This is a genomic window from Terrabacter lapilli, assembly GCF_039531305.1.
GTDB lineage: Bacteria > Actinomycetota > Actinomycetes > Actinomycetales > Dermatophilaceae > Terrabacter > Terrabacter lapilli.
Map to the genome: position 1 here is coordinate 55,108 of NZ_BAAAPU010000008.1, position 19,643 is coordinate 74,750.

Below are 19,643 nucleotides of genomic sequence, written 5' to 3' on the forward strand. Positions count from 1 at the left end.
GACCCGGCGCGCCGCGGCGCGCCCGTCCCGGTAGGTCCTGACGGCCCGGCTCACCCTGTCGCTGCGGGCCGCCCCACGACCATGGAGTCGAGCAGCCCCGGCGCGAACTCCGCAGCCGTCTGCGCGTCCAGCTGCGCACCGAGCCCGTCGAGGACCCGGGTGAAGAACGACCGGGCTGCCGCCGCGAACACGATGTCGGCGACGTCGCGGTCCGTGAGCCCGAGCTCGCGCAGCTCGTCGACGTCGGACTGCTCGACGGACGGGGCGTCGGTCGCCACCTTGGCTGCGAACCGGAACACCGCGCGGTCCAGGGCGCCCAGTGACGCGCCGTCCGGCTCACGGGCGATCGCCTCCAGCGACTCCTCGTCACCGCACACGTCCCGCAGGAACTTCGAGTGGGCGGCGGTGCAGTACGTGGAGCGAAGCGCTCGAGCGGCCGCGATGGTGGCCAGCTCGAAGAGCCGACGGTCCATCCCGTTGCGGATGGTGGTGTTGAGGCCGCCCCACGCCCGGGCCACGTCGGGGCGGGTGGCGAAGGCGAACGCGTAGTTGGGCAGGAAGCCCCACGAGTCGCGCTGCTGTCGGTAGTACTCGGCGAGCTCGCCGCCCGCGGCTTCCTCGGGCACGGTGTCGATGAACATGATCCAGTCTGTTCCCGGTGCAGCTCGTCCCGCTACGTGAGCGACGGCGAGATCCACGGGCGCTTCGACGCGGCGGGTGTCGCGCGGCTCCGGCCGCGGCCCGATCCGACACGCGCAAGATGTGGGGTTCATGGCCAAGTGCGCCACTAGGGATAGTGTCTGTCCCGCAGCTGGTTCGACGCCTCAGCCAGAGACGTCGTCGCAAGAGGGAACCCGGTGAGAGTCCGGGACTGCCCCGCAGCGGTGAGTGGGAACGACCGTCGTCAAGAGCACTGGGCCCCCGGGCCCGGGAAGCGGCGACCAGTAGGAGACGGACCGTCCGAGCAGATCGGGCGGTGTGCACGCCCGCGAGTCCGAAGACCTGCCAGCGCACCGCGTGAGACCTCACGCGGTGGTCCGTCAGGCCCCGAGGGAGGGCTCGTGGACAACGGTTGACCGATGTCGACCGATGCGCTGCTCGCCAGCGGGTCGCATCGTGGCGCAGCCGTCGTTCCCTGCACTCCTCACGCCGGGCGGACCGTCGCCCACGCTGCGAGGAGACAGCCGTGAACACCCCACTGCACGACACCACCGACCGGGCGGGCAGCAGCCAGCCCGCGCCCGGCGCACACGACGCGGGCACGCCGGCCGGCACCGCACCCACGAGCTCGCCCGCGCCCGCACGGGTGTCGGTCACCAAGCGCGACGGCTCGCGGGAGCCCTTCGACGCCGACCGGATCAACCGCGCCGTCGAGCGCGCCACGGAGGGCCTGGAGAACGCCGTCGGTCTGACCGTCCAGATCGCCTCCGAGCTGGCGATCACCCTCTTCGACGGGATCACGACCGAGCAGCTCGACCAGGCCGCCATCCAGGTCGCCGTCCAGAACGTCAAGGACGACCCGGCGTTCGACCGCGTCGCGGCCCGCCTGCTGCTCAAGACCCTCTACAAGCGGGTGCTCGGTGGCTACGAGACGCCGCGCGAGCTGACGCTGCTCCACCGGGCGAGGTTCCCCGGCTACGTCCGCGACGCCGTGGAGGCCGGGTCGCTCGACCGGCGCCTGGCCACGGGCTTCGACCTCGAGCGCCTCGCCGACGAGCTCGACCCCGAGCACGACGAGCTGCTCACCTACATCGGCGTCGTCACCATGCGCAACCGCTACCTGCTCAGCGGCCCGGGCGGCACGGACGTGGAGGTGCCGCAGTACTTCTGGATGCGTGTCGCGATGGGCCTGTCCCTCAACGAGGACGACGCGACAGCCTCGGCCATCCGCTTCTACCGGGCCATGGCGCGCCTGGAGTACCTCCCGGCCGGCTCGACGCTCGTCAACGCGGGCACCCCACAGCCGCAGCTGTCCAACTGCTTCGTCATGCAGATGGAGGACGACATCGAGCACATCGCCAAGAGCGTGCGCGACGTCATGTGGATCACCAAGGGCACCGGCGGCATCGGGCTGTCGGTGACCAAGCTGCGCGCCGAGGGGTCACCGATCCGCAGCAACAACACCACCTCCACCGGGCCGATCCCGTTCATGCACACCATCGACTCGACGCTGCGGGCCATCTCGCGCGGCGGCAAGAAGTTCGGGGCGCTGTGCTTCTACATGGAGAACTGGCACCTGGACTTCCCGCAGTTCCTCGACCTGCGCCAGCAGGCCGGCGACCCCTACCGGCGCACCCGCACCGCCAACACCGCCGTGTGGATCTCCGACGAGTTCATGCGCCGCGTGGAGCGGGACGAGACGTGGTACCTCTTCGACCCGCTCGAGACGCCGGACCTGGTCGAGCTGACCGGTGCCGCGTTCAGCCGCCGCTACGCCGAGTACGTCGAGCTGGCCGAGCAGGGGCGGCTGCGGACGTTCCGCACGGTCCGGGCGCGTGAGCAGTTCACCGCCATCCTCGTCGCGCTGCAGACGGCCTCGCACCCGTGGCTGACGTGGAAGGACACGATCAACCTGCGGGCGCTCAACGACAACACGGGCACGATCCACCTGTCGAACCTCTGCACCGAGATCACCCTCCCGCAGGACCGGGACAACACGGCCGTCTGCAACCTCGCGTCGGTCAACCTCGCGCGCCACCTGCGCGCCGACGTGCTCGCCGACGCCTCCGACGGCTCCGTGCGCCCCGGTGGGGCGCCCGACCTCGACGCCGTCATCGACTGGCCGCGCCTCGAGGCGACGGTCCGCACGGCCGTCCGCCAGCTCGACAACCTCATCGACATCACGCTCTCATCGGTGGCCGAGTCCGAGCAGTCCAACGAGGTCAACCGCGCGATCGGCCTCGGCATGATGGGCTTCACCGACGTGGTCGAGCGCCTCGGCATCACCTACGGCGGCGAGGCGTCCCTCGAGCTGGTCGACCGTCTCAGCGAGTTCATCAGCCACACCGCCATCGACGAGAGCGCCGAGCTCGCCCGCAGCCGGGGGAGCTACCCCAACTTCGCGGGGTCGGGGTGGTCGCGAGGGCGGGTCCCCCTCGACACGATCGACGACCTGGAGGCCGACCGTGGTGTCGGCGTCGAGGTCGACCGGACGTCACGACTCGACTGGGATCGCCTGCGCGAGAAGGTCGCCGGCGGCATGCGCAATGCGACGCTCATGGCGGTCGCCCCGACCGCCTCGATCGGGCTGGTCGCCGGCACGACCCCGGGTCTCGACCCGCAGTTCTCCCAGCTGTTCAGCCGCACGACGAGCTCCGGGAAGTTCCTCGAGGTCAACCGCAACCTCGTCGCGACGCTCAAGCAGCTCGGGCTGTGGGAGCACGTGCGCGAGGAGCTGCTGCGCTCGCAGGGCGACGTGCAGTCGATCGAGGCCATCCCGGCGCCGGTGCGCGAGGCCTACCGCACGTCGTTCCAGCTGTCGCCGTACGCGTTCCTGCACGTCGCGGCCCGCGCGCAGAAGTGGGTCGACCAGGCGATCAGCCGCAACATGTACCTCGAGACCCGCGACGTCGCCGAGATGGCGCAGATCTACGCCGCCGCCTGGCGGATGGGCGTCAAGACCACCTACTACCTGCATGTGAAGCCGCGGCACACCGCCGAGCAGTCGACGGTGCGGGTCAACAAGGCGACCGCCACGGGACGCTCGGGCGGAGGCTTCGGCTTCGCCCGACCGGCCCCGGCAGTGGGGTCGCCTCCACCACCGGCGCCCGCGGCGCCCGCCGTGACGATGACGCCCACCGTCACGAAGGCGCTCGCGGAGTCGCTGGAGCTGGCTCCCGTGGAGTCCGAGCTCGTGTGCCCGACCGACCCCCAGGAGCGACTGAACTGCGAGGCCTGCCAGTGAGCCACTACCAGAACCCCACCATCCTCGGCACCGGGCTCGCAGAAGGCCTGCTGCTCAAGCCGATCCGCTACCCGTGGGCCTACGGGCTCTACGAGCAGGCCGTGGCCAACACGTGGTTCCCGCACGAGGTGCAGCTCGGCGAGGACCTCGCCGACTTCGCCCGGATGACCGACGAGGAGAAGCACGCGGTCACCTTCCTGATGAGCTACTTCAACCCCAACGAGCTGCTCGTCAACAAGGCCCTCGCCTTCGGCGTCTACCCCTACGTGAACGCCCCTGAGGCGCACCTCTACCTCGCCAAGCAGATGTGGGAGGAGGCCAACCACTGCGTCGCCTTCGAGTACGTCCTCGAGACGTTCCCGATCGACCGGCAGGCCGCGTATGCCGCCCACGTCGAGACGCCGTCGATGGCCGCCAAGGAGGCGTTCGAGCTGCGCTACCTCGGCCGGATGACCGAGCAGACGCTCGACATCACCACGGTGGAGGGCAAGCGCGACTTCGTGCGCAACCTCGTCGCGTACAACGTGATCCTCGAGGGCATCTGGTTCTACAGCGGGTTCATGGTCGCGCTGAGCTTCCGGCAGCGGAACCTGCTGCGCAACTTCGGCTCGCTCATCGACTGGGTGGTGCGCGACGAGAGCCTGCACCTGAAGTTCGGGATCAACCTCGTCCTCACGGTCCTCGAGGAGAACCCGGAGCTGCAGACGGCCGAGTTCGCCGACGAGATCCGGCAGATGATCCTCGACGCGGTCGAGCTGGAGGAGCGCTACAACCACGACCTGCTCCCGGGCGGGATCCTGGGGCTCAACGCGAGCTACCTCAACACCTACGTGCGCTACCTCGCCGACCGGCGGCTGGAGGAGCTCGGGTTCGAGGCGCACTACGGCGTCAGCAACCCGGCGAAGTGGATGGCCGCGGCCAACGACACGCTCGAGCTCGTCAACTTCTTCGAGGCGACGAACACGAGCTACGAGGTCGGCGCACACACCCGCTGACCGCACCGACGGCACACGGCTGGGTCGACCGCGGGCGTACGCGTGGGGCTGCACGCGTACGCCCGCGGGCCGAACGCCCGCCGGGCCTTGGCCCACCACCTCGGCAGGACCCCCGACTTCCACGAGTGGCTGCGCGGTGCGGTCGAGGACCTCATCCTCGCCTTCTGGTAGGTCGGCTCTCCGGTAGGTCGGCTACGAGCCGGCGACGGCGAACAGGCCGGCCACGCCCAGGGCATAGAGCACCAGCACGACGGTCGAGTCGACACCCATACGCGCCCGCCGGCGCTGCGGCCGGAACACCAGTCCGACGACGTAGACGACGGTCAGCAGCACCCCGAGGGCGGTGAGGTAGATGTCGGTGTTCTGCGCATGCGGCAGGACCGCCTTGCCGGACAGCAGCGTGGCGAGCAGGAACAGCACGGGCAGGAACGCGTTGCCGCCGAAGATGTCGCTCACGGCCAGCTGGTAGTCGCCCTGCCGCACCGACGTCAGGCCGGTCGACAGCTCGGGGAGCGACGTGGCCGCGGCGAGCACCGTGGCGCCGAAGAGCACCCCGGAGAGGCCGATGTGCCCGGCGATGGCGTCGCCGCTGCGCTCGAGGACCACTCCGGCTGCGAGCGTGACGAGGGCGGAGACGCCGAAAACGGTGGCCGACTTCGCGGTGCTGATGCCCTTCGAGGAGGCGTCCTGCTCCGTCTTCTGCTGGGAGTGGCCCTTCGGGGGTCCCTGGTTGTCCGGGGCCTCACCCGACTCGTGCCAGGGCAGGTGCGTGCCGGCACGCTGGAGCAGCAGCAGGCCGACGACCCACAGGACGGTGATCAGCACCGGGGCCGGGGTGAGCCGCCACCAGATGAGGCTCGCAGGCAGCTGGCTGCCGGCGATGACGACCGCGAGCACGGCCACGACGAGGACCCCCTCCAGCACGAGGACCAGGGAGGCCGCCTGGTAGGTGAGCGGCCGTCTGCCGCTGATGCCGAAGGCGTCCAGCGCCACGAGCACCACGGTCTGGATCGCGATGCCGCCCAGGATGTTCCCCACGGCCACGCCGACGTTGCCGGAGAGCGCTGCGCTCGCCACGATCGCTATCTCGGGCAGGTTCGTGGCGATGGCGAGCAGGATCAGACCGCCCAGGGCCGCCCCGAGGTGCAGGCGCGTCGACAGCACGTCGGTCTGCTTCGACAGCTGCACGCCGGCGATCCAGATGGCTGCGGCCGCCGCGGCGAAGATGAAGAGCAGCACGGGCAGCGACAACGTCATGGGGCACCTGGGTTCTCGTCGATGGTTCTCGTCGATGGTTCTCGTCGGCTCGGGGCTCGGCACCACGAGCAGTGAGGTGTGGCAGTCATTTGTCCACTACCCACCGGAAGCGCCCCCATACGAGAGGTTGGTCACGTCGGCCTGCCCCAGCGGGCCGCCCGGTGGCCGTCCGGAACGGGGTGCGGCTCCGCGTCGCTGGTGGCAGTCTCAGGACATGAAGAGCACCATGCAGACCGCACCTCTGCTCATCTCGTCGCTCCTGCGCTTCGGCACGACGATGCACGGCGACAGCGAGGTGGTCACCTGGACGGGCGACGGCGCCCGCCGCACCAGCTACCGCGAGCTCGGCCGGCAGGCGGCCCAGCTGGCCCACGCCCTCCGTGGCCTCGGCATCACCGGGGACCAGCGCGTGGGCACCTTCATGTGGAACAACGCCGAGCACCTCATGGCCTACCTCGCGGTGCCGTCGATGGGCGCCGTCCTGCACGCGCTCAACATCCGGCTCTTCCCCGAGCAGCTGGTCTACGTGGCCCGGCACGGCGGTAGCCAGGTGGTCATCGTCGACAACACGCTCGCCGAGGCGTTCTCCCGGCTGCTCCCGCACCTGCCGGACGTGCGGCACGTCGTCCTCAACGGTGCCGTGGACGACGCCACGAGGGCGGCCCTCGCCGAGCACGCCGAGGGCGTGCACGACTTCGCCGAGCTCATCGAGGGCGAGCCGACGAGCTTCGACTGGCCCGAGGGGCTGTCCGAGGACGACGCCTCGTCGATGTGCTACACCTCCGGCACGACCGGTCACCCCAAGGGCGTCGTCTACTCCCACCGGAGCAACTACCTCCACGCGATGGGCGTCGCGTCCTCGCTGGGGATCACCCAGGCCGACCGGTTCCTCATCGTCGTGCCGCTCTTCCACGCCAACGCCTGGGGCTATCCCTACAGCGCCATGGTGACCGGGGCGAGCCTCATCATGCCGGACCGCTTCCTGCAGGCAGAGCCGCTGTCGGCGATGATCGCCGCCGAGCGCGTGACCGGCGGGGCGGGCGTCCCGACGATCTGGAACGACCTGCTCCACCACCTCGACGGGCACGAGACCGACGTGTCATCGTGCCGCATGCTCATGGTCGGCGGGTCGGCCGCGCCGCCGGCGATGATCCGCGCGTTCGCGGACCGTCACGGGATCGACATCATCCACGGCTGGGGGATGACCGAGACCTCACCGGTCGCGTCGCTCGCGGTGCCGCCGGCGCGGGTCGAGCCCGGCTCCGAGGAGTACTGGCGTTACAAGTCCTCGCAGGGCCGGATCCTCTGCGGTGTCGAGGCCCGGCTCGTCGGACCGGACGGCGACGTCGTCCCCTCCGACGGCGAGGCCGTCGGCGAGGTGGAGGTGCGCGGCCCCTGGATCACCGGCGCCTACTACTCGAACGGCACCGAGCCCGAGGCCGAGCTGGACGAGATGGCAGCGAAGTTCGACGACGGCTGGCTGCGCACGGGCGACGTCGGGCGGCTCTCCGCCGACGGCTACCTCGAGCTCACCGACCGCGCGAAGGACGTCATCAAGTCGGGTGGGGAGTGGATCAGCTCGGTCGACCTCGAGAACGCGATCATGGCCCACCCGGACGTCCTGGAGGCCTCCGTCGTGGGCGTGCCCGACGAGCGGTGGGGCGAGCGCCCGCTCGCCTCGGTGGTGCTCAAGCCCGACTCGGACGTCACGGTCGAGCAGCTGCGTGAGTTCCTCGAGGGGCGGGTCGCCCACTGGCAGGTCCCCGAGCGGTGGGCCCTCATCGACGAGGTGCCCAAGACGAGCGTCGGCAAGTTCGACAAGAAGGTGCTCCGGAGCAGGTATGCCGCCGGGGAGCTCGAGGTGCAGAACGCGGGCTGAGCCGGCCCGCGGGGTTCACCCGGGGCGCGCCCCCTGACGCGGGGCGCGCGGCCCGGCCGGAGCGCGTGCCCGACGGGAAGCGCGGGTGACACGGTGGTGAGCGCACGGCATACGCCCCATCCCGGGTAGAGCGCGAGGACGCACGACAGGGACGCGGTGGTGAGCGCTCGGCACACGCCCTCTCAGTTGTAGAGGCCGAGGACGAGCGACAGGGACACGGTGGCTGCGATGACGGTCGACGCCAGCGCCAGGGCGAGGGCCCTGGGCGGCACCGGCCAGAGGTCACGGAGCCGGAACCCGAGCCCCAGCCCGAACATGCCCGCGGCCAGCAGCACGTTCGTCGCCAGATCGGCCGCGGCACGGCCGCCGGCGGGCACGAGGCCCGTCGACCGCAGGACCACCGCGGCGACGAACCCGGCGAGGAACCAGGGGACGAGCGGCACCGACCGTCCGGCGTCGCGAGTGCCCCTGGCGGCCAGCGCGTACGTCGGGGCCAGCAGGGCCACCCGGCCCAGCTTGACCGTGGTGGCCACCGCCACGGCCCCGGTGCCCACGAGCGACGCGGCGGCCACGACCTGGGCCACCTCGTGGATGCTCGCGCCGGCCCAGATGGCCGCCTGCTCCTGGGACAGCCCGAACGTGTGCGCGAGCCACGGGAGGGCGACGATCATGCCGCTGCCGAAGAGGGTCACCATGGCGACGGCCAGCGCGACGTCGCGCTGACGCACCCGCACCGTGTCGGTGACGGCTGCGATCGCCGCCGCGCCGCAGATGGAGAAGCCGGTGGCGAGAACGGTCACGAAGCCGGGGTCCAGCCGCAGCCTCCTGCCGACGAGTCGCGTGCCGGCGAAGGTCACGCAGACGGTGACGACCACGACCGCGACGCCACGCAGACCGATCGCCGCGATGTCGCCGACCGGCAGGCGCAGTCCCACCAGCACGATGCCGAGCCGCAGGAGCAGGCGCGTCACGGATGCGTGCCCCTCGAGCAGGCGAGAGCCGGACCACGAGGTGTTGGCGACGACGGCCCCGAGCAGGAGCGCGAGCAGCAGGGGCCCGAGCAGGGGCACGAACCGGCTCACCGCCGTCACCGTGACCGCCGCGACGGCGGTGACCAGCGTCGGGGCCGCTCGCCCGAGGGAGCGCACGGCGGGGACGGCAGGGACGGCGGGGACGGCGGGATCGGTGGGGTCGGTGGTCGGGGAGGTGGGCACGCAACCACGATCGGGTGCCCGCGCACCGGTCAGAAGAGCCTGATGAGGTGCGAGCCATCCGCGTGGGTTATGACTGGGGTGTGAGTGCGGTGGCCGAGGCCGCACGGCGACACGAGAAGGACGGCCATGTCCGGTGACATCGAGCTCGACACCCTGCGTCTGCTCATCGCGCTCGTCGACGCCGGCAGCATCACGGCAGCGGCACGGACGCGGGGTATCAGCCAGCCGGCCGCCAGTGCCCGGATCCGGGAGTTCGAGGCCAGGTGGCAGCTGTCCGTCGTCCGGCGCTCGCCGCGAGGGGCGACGCTCACGACCGACGGGCAGGCCGTGGTCGCGTGGGCCCGGGAGGTGCTGGACTCGGTGGACACCATGCGGGCCGCCATGGGCGCGCTGAGCCAGAGCCGCTCGGCCAACCTGCACGTCGCCGCGAGCCTCACCCTCGCCGAGCACCTGGTGCCGCGATGGCTGGGGGAGCTGCACGCCTCCCGGCCGGCGTGCCGTCCGGTCCTGCAGGTCGTCAACAGCGAGTCCGTCGCCGAGGCGGTCAGGTCCGGGGCGGTCGAGCTCGGCTTCGTCGAGTCGAGGTCCCTGCCGGCCGGGCTCGCCAGCCGGACTGTCGGCAGGGACCGCCTCGTCGTCGTGGTGGCCCGCTCGCACCCGTGGGCACGCCGGAAGGCGCCGCTCGAGGTGGCCGAGCTGACGGCGGCCCGGTGGGTGCTGCGCGAGGCCGGCAGCGGCACCAGGGGCACCTTCGAGGCCGCACTGGGTCACGAGCCCCGGGTCGCTCTCGAGGCGACGTCGACGACGGCCCTGCTCGGCGCCGTGATGGCGGGGGTCGGACCAGCCGTCGTCTCCGAGCTGTCGATCCGGGGCGAGCTCGAGACCGGCCGGCTCGTGGCCGTCCCGCACCCGCTGGACCTGCGTCGACCCCTGCGCGGAGTGTGGCGCGCCGACCAACGCCTGTCCGCGCCGGCCCGGGACCTGCTGGCGATCGCGCTACGGTGAGTCGCGAGGCTCCGTGCCGGACGAGTCACCCTCCGGGGGTGAGGGTCCATCCGGTGACGGATTCGGACCGGCGATTCAGAGGAGGCCCAAGCGGCGGCCGGCCGCCACGGCGTCTCGCCGCGACGAGACGCCGAGCTTGTCGAAGATCGACCGCAGCTGGGTCTTGACGGTGTTGGCACTCACGGAACGGGCGGCCGCGATCTCCTTGATCGTCAGCAGCGACGGCAGCTCACGCAGCAGCGACAGCTCACGCGACGTGAGTCGTCCCTCACGCCGGACGGTCGTCAGCGGGTGCACGTCAGCCACGTGCGCCAGCAGCTCGGTGGCGAACGGCTCGAGCAGCCCGAAGCGTCCGGCGTTGGCCACCAGCAGCGCCGCCACGCCCGGCACGGTGTCGACCATGAGGCGCACGGCCCGTTCCGGTGCCGACCGTTCCATCGCCGCGACGAGCAGCTCCTGCGCCCGCCAGGGCTGGTCCCGGCGGTGTGCGAGCACCGCGGCCATCAGCTGCGCCTTGACGACATCGCGCCACGAGGCCGCGGTCCCCGGCTCCGACAGGAAGGCGTGCACCAGCTCACCGGCGGCCTCGTCGTCCCCCTCGTGGAACAGCCGCAGGGCCGTCATGACCCCCAGGCGCCCGGAGGCGATGCCCAGGCGCCCGCCCAGGTCCTCGACCTCGGGAGCCATCCGGGCACAGCCGGCACGCAGGAGCAGCTCGTGGATCGAGACGACCTCGTTGACGGCCATGCGTCCGGTCAGGGACTGCGCCGCGATGACGCGCACCTGGGCCAGCACGCCCCGGGCGACGGCGTACGACGAGCTCGGACTCCGGTCGGCGGCGAGGGTGAGGTGCGCGTCGAGCAGGCCGCTCAGCCGCCTCAGCTGGGCGATGCCGCGCTGACGGGGAGACCCCTCGTCCGGCCCTGGGGCCTGGTCGAGCCTCGACGTCGACTCGGCGAGCAGCGCGCGCGCCACCTCGTTGCGCCGGCGCGCGTTCTCGTCGTCCATGCGGCCGTATGCGGCCCAGGCGCCCAGCACGAAGGCGGGGAGCAGGCGCGGGGAGTCTTGCCACGTGGTGCCTTCCGCGGCGCGCAGTGCCCGGCCCGACCACAGGTCCATCCCCTGCAGGTCCTCGGCGCCGGCACACACGGACGCGAGCCCGCTCATCGCCTGCAGGGCCACGAGCGTGTGGCCGGTCAGCCGTGCCGTGTCCAGCACGTCGTGGAAGGCCTGGGATGCCTCGTCGAACCGGCCGGCCGCGAGGAGCTCGCCCCCGTCAGTGAGACCGGCCAGGAGCCAGAGGTCGAGGGCATGGTGGCTCAGCGGGTCACTCCGGGCGATGCGGCCGTTCCGCCGCCGGCGGGCTGTGGTGACGGCTGGGACGCGGTCCCTGCTGCCTGCAGACCCCAGCGAGCCCCCCGGAGCGGATGCCCCCAGCGTCGTGGCCGAATCGCCTTGCGCACCGGGCGAGCTCGAGATGAGGGCGAGCATCCGGCCGCCCAGGTGCATCACGTCCTGCAGTGGTGGAGCGCCTCCGCCGGCGGCGTTCTCGAGGACGACGGTTCCCTGCGTCTCGGGGGACGGCTCGCGCTCGTTCAGGCGCTCCAGGGCCTCACGGGCGGCTCGTGGGTCTGACAGCTCGCCCAGCGCGAGCGCCCCGAGCCCGGTGACGAGCGGGTCGTCGGTGGCGAGGTCGGCGACGGTCCGGCTGACCTCGTCCGCCTGCCCCTCGGTCAGCAGGTGCAGCGCCTGGCGCCTGATCACCTCCGAGGCGAGCACGTCGTCCCCGGCCTCGCGTGCGTGGTGCAGCGCCTGCCTCGGCAGGCCGGAGTCGAGGTACCACCGGGCAGCTGCGCGGTGCGCCCGGCGCTGCTGGCCCGACCCCCGGGACGCGAGCAACGCGGAGAGGTGGCTGCGCAGCAGGGAGTGGTAGCGAAACGCCTCCGGCGCGGCGGCGCCGCCGGGGTCCGCCGTGACCATGGCACTGTCCGCGGACAGCTCGAGCAGCACCGCCCGTGCGTCCGGGCGTCCCGAGACGGCGGCGGCGGCCTCGGGGTCGACCCGGTCCAGGACGGAGGTCGTGGCGAGGAACTCGCGCACCTCGGGGTCCAGCGTGGACAGCACCTCCTCGACGAGGTAGCTGGAGATGGCCCGGTCGTTGTGCGCGAAGTCCCGCAGGAACGTCTCGGCGTCCCGGCCGCGGGCCAGCGACACGGCCGCGAGGCCCAGCCCGGCCGGCCAGCCCTCGGCCAGCTCGTGGAGCCGGCCCACGTGGGCGGCATCGAGCTCGAGGCCGTGCAGCGAGAGCAGCTCACCCGTCTCCTCGAGGGAGAACCGCAGCTGCGGCTCGCGCACCTCGACGAGACGCTCCTCGAGGCGCAGCCTGGCGAGGTGGAGGTCGGGTTCGGACCTGCTGGCGAGGACCAGGTGCAGGTTGGCCGGGGCCCACCGGATCAGACGCTCCAGGAGCGCGCGACTGCCTGCCGACCGCACGACGTGCGCGTCGTCGAGAAGGAGCCACACCGGTCGGGGCTCGGCGGCGACGACTCGGACGACGCCGTCCACCAGGACGCGAGGCTCGGTCGGGCCGCGGTTGCGGCCTGTCGGGGAGGCCTCGGGCGGCGCGCCGAGTGCGACGTGGACCACCTCCACCACGCTCTCGGCGAGCACGGCCGGGTCGTCGTCCTCCCGGTCGAGGCTGGCCCACCCCACGGCGTCCCCACGCGCCTCGAGCTCGTCGGCCCATGTCGCGAGCAGCGTCGTCTTGCCGGTGCCCGCCGACCCGGCGACGAGGACCACCGTCCCGGCGTCGCGCTCCGTCGCGGTCTCCAGCGGCCACGGCGCCGGCATCGCGGCCCTGCGGACCGTCCGGGCCGTGACCGCGGGCTTGCGCTGCTTGGGCGCCACGACCACGCCGGGGGCTGCCGTCATGGTCGCCCGCCCGGAAGCCGTCGTCCGACAGGGCTCTCGCCAAAGGCGGCTACCGCCGCGTCGGGCTCCTCACCGGTCGGCGGTGGGCATGACGACATCACCGTCGTCGCCGGCCGGGCCCGGTGTGTCCGTGCGCGTCCGATCCGTCGCATGGATACCTCCAGCACTGTGGGGACTCCGCCGGCTCCAGCAGGCCCCCGTCCTCTCGACGGTACCCAAGGCCCACACGGCGTGTAGCGGGTTCGGCGCAACCGCGGCGTGATCGTCGTCCCACCGCTCACCCGGCGCGGGTGAGGCAGCCGGCCCCTGCCGTCGCGAGGATGGAGGTACCTGCCATCAAGGGAGTGATGGGGTCCACCGTGCGCTACGAGTTCATCCTTGCCGAACGCCTGGCCGACATCGCGCAGTGGGCGTTCCCGGAGCTGCGCGAGTCCACCGCGCCCGTGGGCGCTCGCGGGAGCGTCCTCTACGGCGAGATCGTCGACACGGCACACCTGCGCGGCATCATCGACCGCCTTCAGGACCTGGGCTACACCATCCTCGAGATGCGCTGCCTTCCCGACTAGCGCGACGGCCTGCGGCATGGAAGAGCCCGGCCCTCAGAGCCGTCCGTCGCCGGGCGCGGTCGTCCGGAGGAGGCGCCGGACGAAGGCCCGGGAGACCAGGAGGGTGATCACCAGGAGCGTGACCGACGCGAAGCCGCCCAGGGTCGCCCGGTCACCGAAGACCAGGGCGACCGCCTCCAGGACCACGAACTTGCTGCCGAAGAGGACCACCCAGAGCAGCGCGGCCGCGACGACCTTGCCGGCGGGGCCCGAGGCGCGGCGGTAGCGCGCCCTGACCCGCTTCTTCATCGCGACGACGACCTCGAGGATGACCTTGAGCAGAACGGCCGTGAGCAGCGAGAGGGTGAACGTCTCGCTCAGCACGGCTGGGAGGTACTCGATGAAGAGGTTGAGCACGACCACGTAGACGAAGACGTCGACGACGTCAGCCGCGCGGTGGGCGTCGAGGCTGTCGTCCGCCCTGTCGTCCGTGCTGTCGTCCGCACGGTCGTACGTACTGTCGTCCACGGGCTGGGTCACTGGGTGCGCACCACCGCGCCGCCGGAGGTCTCGACGGCCGTGGTGGCGGGCTTGCGGACCAGGGTGAGGACGACCCCTCCCGACGCCGAGCCCTTGACGGAGCGCATCACGTCGAGGGTGGCCACGACGCCGCCGCTGAGGTCGACCGTCGCGTTCGTGGCGCGAAGGTCGCCCAAGGCGGGGATCGCGCCGCCGCTGGCCTGCAGGTCCAGGGCTGCGGCCGAGCCGGACACCGTCGTGCGCGCCCCACCCGACAGCCGCACGGTGAGGGTGCCCGCGCTGCCCACGGTCCCCGATGCGCTCGCGCCTCCGGACAGCTCGATGCCGGTCAGCCGTGGGGTGCTGATCTTCACGACGATGCCCTGGGGGCTGACGAAGCCGCTCGTCGTGTCGACGGTGAGCCGCGACCCGACCACCTCGGTCGTGGTGATGTCGACGAGGTTGGGCTGTGCGGTGACGACGACCTGCCGCGGCCCGGACGCGAGCTCCAGCTGGATGCCGCCGCCCGCCTGCACCTCGGTGAAGTCGCCGACGCTGCGAGACCGCGAGACGACGTCCCCCGAGCCCACCTCGACGTGACCGGGGGAGCCGTAGCCGCAGGCGGGCAGCACGGTCACCGCCAGTGCGAGCGCCACGGAACGCATACGGACGATCCGGGACCTGTGTGCTGACCTCATGATGGCCTCCCCGGCCAGCATCACGCGGGCGGCGGACCAGGGGGGAGGGTCCAACGTCCCGTGTCCCGCGCGGCGAAGAGTGACGTCGGTGACTCGACGCGGACGGCGGGCGTATGCGCTCGGCCCGCCCCCGCGGGCGGCTCACGCCGCGCTGCTGAGCGCACCCATGCGGTCGGCGAGCAGCATCGCCACGCGCAGCTGCTCGGCGCTGGGGTGGACGACGCGCGTGGACGTCACCACGCGGAAGTGGCCGACGGCCCGGTCGGCGACCCGGACCGGTATGGCGGTGTAGGACTCTGTCGGCAGGCCGGCCCGCGCGACGTCGAGGACGGCGCCGCCGGCGCGTACCTCCCCGTCGGCGTGGACGACGGCTTCGTCGGCGTCCGGTGGGCCCGGCACCCACTCGGTGCGGTCGGCGCCGAGGACCTGGTTCACCGCTGCCCCGATCACCCGGCCGCGCTCCTGCTCGTCGGCCTCTGGAGGCAGGTCGAGCAGGTGCGCCAGCCCCTGCAGGTAGCCGTCCCGGCGCAGTGCGGCAGCCTGCTGGCGCCGGCCCCAGATCGCGACCTCCGTGACGGCCAGACCGACGAGGACCAGGGTGACGGCGAGCTGGATGTCGTCCCGGTAGGTGATGGCCAGCGTGTAGTAGGGGACCGTGAGGAAGAAGTCGAAGCTGAGCGTGGCCGCGACTGCTGCGCCGATGCCCGCCACGCGGTCGCCGGTGGCCGCAGCGGCGACGACGGCCAGCACCAGCACCATCGCGGCCGCGGCCGGGCTCATGCTGTCGCGGACGAGCACCAACGCGGCCCCGACCACCACCGGCAGGAGCACGGCGAGCCACCGCACGGCGACCCGGTGCTCGGTGATCCAGCTGTGCCTCATGGGTCAAGACAACTCCCACCTGGCGCCGGCCGCAGGGAAATGTCGCGCTTCCCACCAATCTGGCAGCAGCGCCGATGCCCACCGGGCGCCCTGGTGCCCGAGGACACCCCGGTGGCAGGAGGCGTTCAACTGCGGGTGCAAGGATGGCTCCTCGTGACAAGCACCTCGAGGCGTCCCCACGCGGGTCTGGCCGCCCTGACGGTCGGAGCGCTCGGCGTCGTCTTCGGCGACATCGGGACCTCGCCGCTCTATGCCCTGCAGACCGTCTTCTCGATCGACCACAACACGGTCGCGACGACCCCGGGTGACGTCTTCGGTGTCATCTCGCTCGTCTTCTGGTCGGTCACGCTCATCGTCTCGGTGAAGTACGTCTTCTTCATCTTGCGGGCCGACAACGACGGTGAGGGAGGGGTGATGGCGCTCGCCGCCCTGGCGCGCACGGCGGTGCGGCCCGGCGGCAAGCGCTTCGGCCTCGTGATGCTGCTCGGGGTGCTCGGGGCCTCGCTCTTCTACGGCGACAGCGTCATCACCCCCGCCATCTCGGTCATGTCGGCGATCGAGGGGCTCTCGGTCTCGACCCCGGGAGTCGAGCACCTCGTCGTCCCCATCGGCGCGGCGATCATCACGCTGCTCTTCGCCGGCCAGCGCTTCGGCACCGAGCTCGTCGGGCGCTTCTTCGGTCCCGTCATGGCGCTGTGGTTCGCCGTCCTCGCGGTCCTCGGCGGCGCGCAGGTCGTCCGGGACCCGTCGGTCGTCCTCGGCCTGTCGCCGCACTACGCGGTGCTCTTCGTCGTCGAGCACCCGGTCGTCGCGTTCGTCGCGATGGGCGCCGTCGTGCTGTCCATCACCGGGGCCGAGGCGCTGTACGCCGACATGGGGCACTTCGGTCGCGCCCCCATTCGCCGCGGCTGGTTCCTCGTCGTCTTCCCCGCACTGACGCTCAACTACCTCGGGCAGGGCGCGCTCATCCTGAAGGACCCGTCGACCGCCGAGAGCCCCTTCTTCCACCTGGCCCCCTCAGCCCTCGGCATCCCGCTCGTGGTGCTGTCGACGCTCGCGACGATCATCGCCTCGCAGGCCGTCATCTCCGGCGCGTACTCCGTGTCGCGGCAGGCCGAGCGCCTCGGCTACCTGCCCCGCCTCACGGTCCGGCAGACCTCCCACCACGAGCGCGGCCAGATCTACGTCCCGGCCGTGAACTGGACGCTCTTCGTCGGAGTCATCGCCCTGCTGCTGCTCTTCGGGTCCTCGGAACGCCTCGCGACGGCATACGGCCTCGCGGTGACGGGCACCTTCCTCATCACGACGACCCTCTTCCTCATCCACGCGGAGGCCGCCTGGGGCTGGAGCCGGCGGCAGCTGCTGCTGCTCGGGATCCCGTTGGCCGCGCTGGAGCTGACGTACTTCGCCGCCAACCTCACGAAGATCACGCACGGCGGCTGGCTCCCGCTCGTGATCGCCACGCTCGTCGCGACCGTGATGCTCACCTGGCAGCGCGGGCGCAGTCTCGTCACCGACCGCCGGATCGAGATGGAGGGACCGCTCGACCCGTTCATCGACTGGCTCCACGGCGACCCCGTCGACAAGGTGCCCGGCACCGCGGTGTTCCTGCACCCGGGCAAGCTCTCGACCCCGCTCGCGCTGCGCGAGAACGCGACCTTCAACCACGTCATCCACGAACTCGTCCTCATCGTCAGCATCTCGTCGGAGAACGTGCCGTTCGTCGACGACTCCGAGCGCATCGAGCTGGACCACCTCGGTGACCCGTACGACGCGATCACCCACCTGACGCTGCGCTTCGGCTTCCAGGAGGAGCAGGACGTCCCTCGCGCCCTGGGTCTGTGCCGGGAGCAGGAGATCGTCGACGTCGACCCCGACACGGCGTACTACTTCCTCTCGCGCATCTCGCTCGAGCGCGGGACCTCGCAGACGATGCCTCCCTGGCGCAAGCGGCTCTTCCTCGCCCTCGCGCACAACGCGGCGTCGCCGACCGGCTACTTCAAGCTGCCGGAGGACCGGACGGTCACGATGGGTGCCACCGTCAGGATCTGACCGACGGCGTATGCCGTGTCGCCCGGTCCACGCTCGCCGGCGCCCTCGTCAGCGGGTGGGGTCGTCAGCGGGTGGGGTCGATGATCGTGATGCCGGCGACGGTCGCCCGGTCGAAGCCGGGGAGCAGGTCGGCCGCCTCCTCGAGGCCGATGGTGCGTTCGACGAGCCGCTGCGGCTGCAGCCTTCCCTGCTCGATGAGCCGCATCATGCCGGGATAGTCGGTCGCGGCCATGCCGTGGCTGCCGAGCAGGTCGAGCTCCCAGGCGATGACGCGGGCCATCGGCACCCGGGGGTGGCCGTCGACGGGCGGCAGGAGACCCACCTGCACGTGCCGGCCGCGGCGACGAAGGCTGAGGATGGCGTCGGCGCAGGTCTGCTCGCTGCCGACGGCGTCGACGGCCACGTGGCTGCCTCCACCGGTCAGGTCGGCCACCACGGCAGGGACGTCGGTGCCGTCGGCGGGCACTGCGTGGTCGGCGCCGAGGGCCGTTGCGACCACGAGTGCCTCGGGGTTGCGGTCCACCGCGACCACACGGGCGCCGAGGGCCTTGGCGATCATCACGGTGCTCAGCCCGACACCGCCCGAGCCCACCACCGTGACCCACTCGCCGGTCGCGACCCGCGCCCGGCCGACGAGCGCACGGTACGCGGTGGCGAACCGGCAGCCGAGCCCCGCCGCCGTGGCGAAGTCGACCTCGTCCGGGAGGGCGACGAGGTTGGTGTCGGCGGCGTGGAGGGCGACCTGCTCGGCGAAGGAGCCCCAGTGGGTGAAGCCGGGCTGCTCCTGGTCGGGGCAGACCTGGGCGTCACCGGCCAGGCACCACTCGCACCGTCCGCACCCGCAGACGAAGGGAACGGTCACCCGGTCACCGACGGTCCAGCGGCGCACCCCTTCCCCGACCTGCGTGACCACGCCGGCGAGCTCGTGGCCGGGGACGTGGGGGAAGGCGATGTCGTCGTGCCCTGCCCAGGCGTGCCAGTCGCTGCGGCACATCCCCGTCGCCATGACCCTGACCACCACGCCGCCGGGCGGGGCGGAGGGCGTGGCCACCTCTCCGACGTGTGGCTGGGCACGGACGGCATCGACGACTACGGCTCGCACCGCAGGATCATCGCAGGCGGCGCGGACGGCGGTCGCGGGCGGATCCGGGCCTGCAGCAACCGGCGCTGTCACACTTCACCCGCCCCACTCGTCACCACCTCGGGCGCCCCGACGCCCACCCAACGCCGAACGGCGCCGCACCGGCGCCGGACGGGAATCACACCAGAGCGAAGGAGTCGACCATGAAGACGATGAGCTGCCGTGACCTGGGCGGTCCGTGCGACCTCGAGCACCGCGGCGACAACGCCGACGAGATCATCAAGGCGCAGGACCGGCACCTCAAGGAGGCCGAGCAGGCCGGGGACGCGACCCACCAGGAGGCCCGCGACGCCATGAAGAGCCGCTGGCGCCACCCCAGGCGGTCGATGGGCTGGTACCGCGACACCAAGGCGGCCTTCGAGCGCCTGCCCGAGGCCTGACCTCCAGCGGTTCAGCCGGGTCCCAGTGTCTCGACCCGGTGTCTCGACCCGGTGTCTCGACCCGGTCTCTCGACGCCGTCTCTCGACCCGGTATCCCGACCGTCGGAGCGAGGGCAAGGGCACGACGGGACGGACGGCATACGTCCGCGGGTGACGACCGACGCGCGAGGACAGACAGGCCAGGCAGATGGTTGACGCACGAGTGACCGTGGTGGTGGTCACGCACAACCGGTGCGCCGAG

General features: G+C 72.0%; 16 protein-coding genes and 1 riboswitch. Of the genes, 8 read left to right on the plus strand and 8 right to left on the minus strand.

The genetic code is table 11. The features are described from left to right. Positions 1–50 precede the first annotated feature (50 nt). Positions 51–641 (minus strand): carboxymuconolactone decarboxylase family protein, encoded by a 591-nt coding sequence (locus ABD241_RS13945; protein WP_344063716.1) that lies wholly within the window; start codon positions 639–641, stop codon positions 51–53. Positions 642–795: 154 nt separating this feature from the next. Continuing rightward, positions 796–1,024: riboswitch (cobalamin riboswitch) on the plus strand. Between the two features lie 282 nt (positions 1,025–1,306). Here ABD241_RS13945 and ABD241_RS13950 point away from each other — a divergent pair. From ABD241_RS13950 to ABD241_RS13960, 3 genes are read left to right on the plus strand one after another with little or no spacing between them, the layout of a single operon-like run. Beyond that, entirely contained in the window at positions 1,307–3,904 is a 2,598-nt protein-coding gene (locus ABD241_RS13950) for a ribonucleoside-diphosphate reductase subunit alpha (protein WP_344064196.1), read from the plus strand. Further along, positions 3,901–4,899, plus strand: a complete 999-nt coding sequence (locus tag ABD241_RS13955) for a ribonucleotide-diphosphate reductase subunit beta (RefSeq protein ID WP_344063719.1) — start codon at positions 3,901–3,903, stop codon at positions 4,897–4,899. Before ABD241_RS13950 ends, ABD241_RS13955 begins: the two co-directional genes overlap by 4 nt. Positions 4,900–4,941: 42 nt before the next feature. Further along, positions 4,942–5,070, plus strand: a complete 129-nt coding sequence (locus tag ABD241_RS13960) for an OTU domain-containing protein (protein WP_344063724.1) — start codon at positions 4,942–4,944, stop codon at positions 5,068–5,070. 21 nt (positions 5,071–5,091) lie between these two features. On the opposite strand, the gene ABD241_RS13965 is transcribed toward ABD241_RS13960, so the two are convergent. Continuing rightward, positions 5,092–6,156: a sodium:calcium antiporter gene (locus tag ABD241_RS13965; protein WP_344063727.1), complete on the minus strand. Its 1,065-nt coding sequence runs from the start codon at positions 6,154–6,156 to the stop codon at positions 5,092–5,094. A gap of 226 nt (positions 6,157–6,382) precedes the next feature. Here ABD241_RS13965 and ABD241_RS13970 point away from each other — a divergent pair, with 226 nt between their 5' ends. Further along, the gene (locus ABD241_RS13970) at positions 6,383–8,035 is read left to right on the plus strand and encodes a fatty acid--CoA ligase (RefSeq protein WP_344063730.1); all 1,653 of its coding nucleotides are present in this window, start codon (positions 6,383–6,385) and stop codon (positions 8,033–8,035) included. A 182-nt stretch (positions 8,036–8,217) separates the two neighbouring features. Here ABD241_RS13970 and ABD241_RS13975 read toward each other — a convergent pair whose 3' ends face one another. Next, positions 8,218–9,249 carry a YeiH family protein gene (locus tag ABD241_RS13975; protein WP_344063733.1) on the minus strand — a complete coding sequence of 344 codons (1,032 nt, stop codon included), beginning with the start codon at positions 9,247–9,249 and terminating at the stop codon, positions 8,218–8,220. Positions 9,250–9,375: 126 nt separating this feature from the next. Between ABD241_RS13975 and ABD241_RS13980 the strand changes: the two genes are divergently transcribed. Next, positions 9,376–10,254, plus strand: a complete 879-nt coding sequence (locus ABD241_RS13980) for a LysR family transcriptional regulator (protein ID WP_344063736.1) — start codon at positions 9,376–9,378, stop codon at positions 10,252–10,254. A gap of 75 nt (positions 10,255–10,329) precedes the next feature. Here ABD241_RS13980 and ABD241_RS13985 read toward each other — a convergent pair whose 3' ends face one another. Further along, positions 10,330–13,185 carry a winged helix-turn-helix domain-containing protein gene (locus ABD241_RS13985; protein WP_344063740.1) on the minus strand — a complete coding sequence of 952 codons (2,856 nt, stop codon included), beginning with the start codon at positions 13,183–13,185 and terminating at the stop codon, positions 10,330–10,332. Between the two features lie 320 nt (positions 13,186–13,505). On the opposite strand from ABD241_RS13985, the gene ABD241_RS13990 reads away from it, so the two are divergent. Beyond that, complete coding sequence (locus tag ABD241_RS13990; RefSeq protein WP_344063743.1) at positions 13,506–13,751, plus strand: hypothetical protein; 246 nt, start codon at positions 13,506–13,508, stop codon at positions 13,749–13,751. A gap of 33 nt (positions 13,752–13,784) precedes the next feature. On the opposite strand, the gene ABD241_RS13995 is transcribed toward ABD241_RS13990, so the two are convergent. From ABD241_RS13995 to ABD241_RS14005, 3 genes are all read right to left on the minus strand, one after another. After that, positions 13,785–14,258: a hypothetical protein gene (locus ABD241_RS13995; protein WP_344063745.1), complete on the minus strand. Its 474-nt coding sequence runs from the start codon at positions 14,256–14,258 to the stop codon at positions 13,785–13,787. 8 nt (positions 14,259–14,266) lie between these two features. Further along, positions 14,267–14,947, minus strand: coding sequence for a GIN domain-containing protein (locus tag ABD241_RS14000; protein WP_344063748.1), 681 nt, complete (start codon positions 14,945–14,947; stop codon positions 14,267–14,269). Positions 14,948–15,088: 141 nt separating this feature from the next. After that, positions 15,089–15,829, minus strand: coding sequence for a DUF4118 domain-containing protein (locus tag ABD241_RS14005; RefSeq protein ID WP_344063751.1), 741 nt, complete (start codon positions 15,827–15,829; stop codon positions 15,089–15,091). Between the two features lie 153 nt (positions 15,830–15,982). Here ABD241_RS14005 and ABD241_RS14010 point away from each other — a divergent pair, with 153 nt between their 5' ends. After that, entirely contained in the window at positions 15,983–17,881 is a 1,899-nt protein-coding gene (locus ABD241_RS14010) for a potassium transporter Kup (RefSeq protein ID WP_344063755.1), read from the plus strand. A 64-nt stretch (positions 17,882–17,945) separates the two neighbouring features. Here ABD241_RS14010 and ABD241_RS14015 read toward each other — a convergent pair whose 3' ends face one another. Next, positions 17,946–18,983: a zinc-dependent alcohol dehydrogenase family protein gene (locus ABD241_RS14015; RefSeq protein WP_344063758.1), complete on the minus strand. Its 1,038-nt coding sequence runs from the start codon at positions 18,981–18,983 to the stop codon at positions 17,946–17,948. Between the two features lie 182 nt (positions 18,984–19,165). Here ABD241_RS14015 and ABD241_RS14020 point away from each other — a divergent pair, with 182 nt between their 5' ends. Beyond that, positions 19,166–19,402 (plus strand): DUF1059 domain-containing protein, encoded by a 237-nt coding sequence (locus tag ABD241_RS14020; protein WP_142181295.1) that lies wholly within the window; start codon positions 19,166–19,168, stop codon positions 19,400–19,402. The last annotated feature ends 241 nt before the right edge of the window (positions 19,403–19,643 follow it).

Coding starts and splice junctions, on each gene's coding strand:
- ABD241_RS13980 (WP_344063736.1), top strand. CDS start 9,376: ATGTCCGGTGACATCGAGCTCGACACCCTGCGTCTGCTCATCGCGCTC.
- ABD241_RS13985 (WP_344063740.1), bottom strand. CDS start 13,185: ATGACGGCAGCCCCCGGCGTGGTCGTGGCGCCCAAGCAGCGCAAGCCC.
- ABD241_RS13945 (WP_344063716.1), bottom strand. CDS start 641: ATGTTCATCGACACCGTGCCCGAGGAAGCCGCGGGCGGCGAGCTCGCC.
- ABD241_RS14000 (WP_344063748.1), bottom strand. CDS start 14,947: ATGAGGTCAGCACACAGGTCCCGGATCGTCCGTATGCGTTCCGTGGCG.
- ABD241_RS13965 (WP_344063727.1), bottom strand. CDS start 6,156: ATGACGTTGTCGCTGCCCGTGCTGCTCTTCATCTTCGCCGCGGCGGCC.
- ABD241_RS14020 (WP_142181295.1), top strand. CDS start 19,166: ATGAAGACGATGAGCTGCCGTGACCTGGGCGGTCCGTGCGACCTCGAG.
- ABD241_RS14005 (WP_344063751.1), bottom strand. CDS start 15,829: ATGAGGCACAGCTGGATCACCGAGCACCGGGTCGCCGTGCGGTGGCTC.
- ABD241_RS13970 (WP_344063730.1), top strand. CDS start 6,383: ATGCAGACCGCACCTCTGCTCATCTCGTCGCTCCTGCGCTTCGGCACG.
- ABD241_RS13990 (WP_344063743.1), top strand. CDS start 13,506: ATGGAGGTACCTGCCATCAAGGGAGTGATGGGGTCCACCGTGCGCTAC.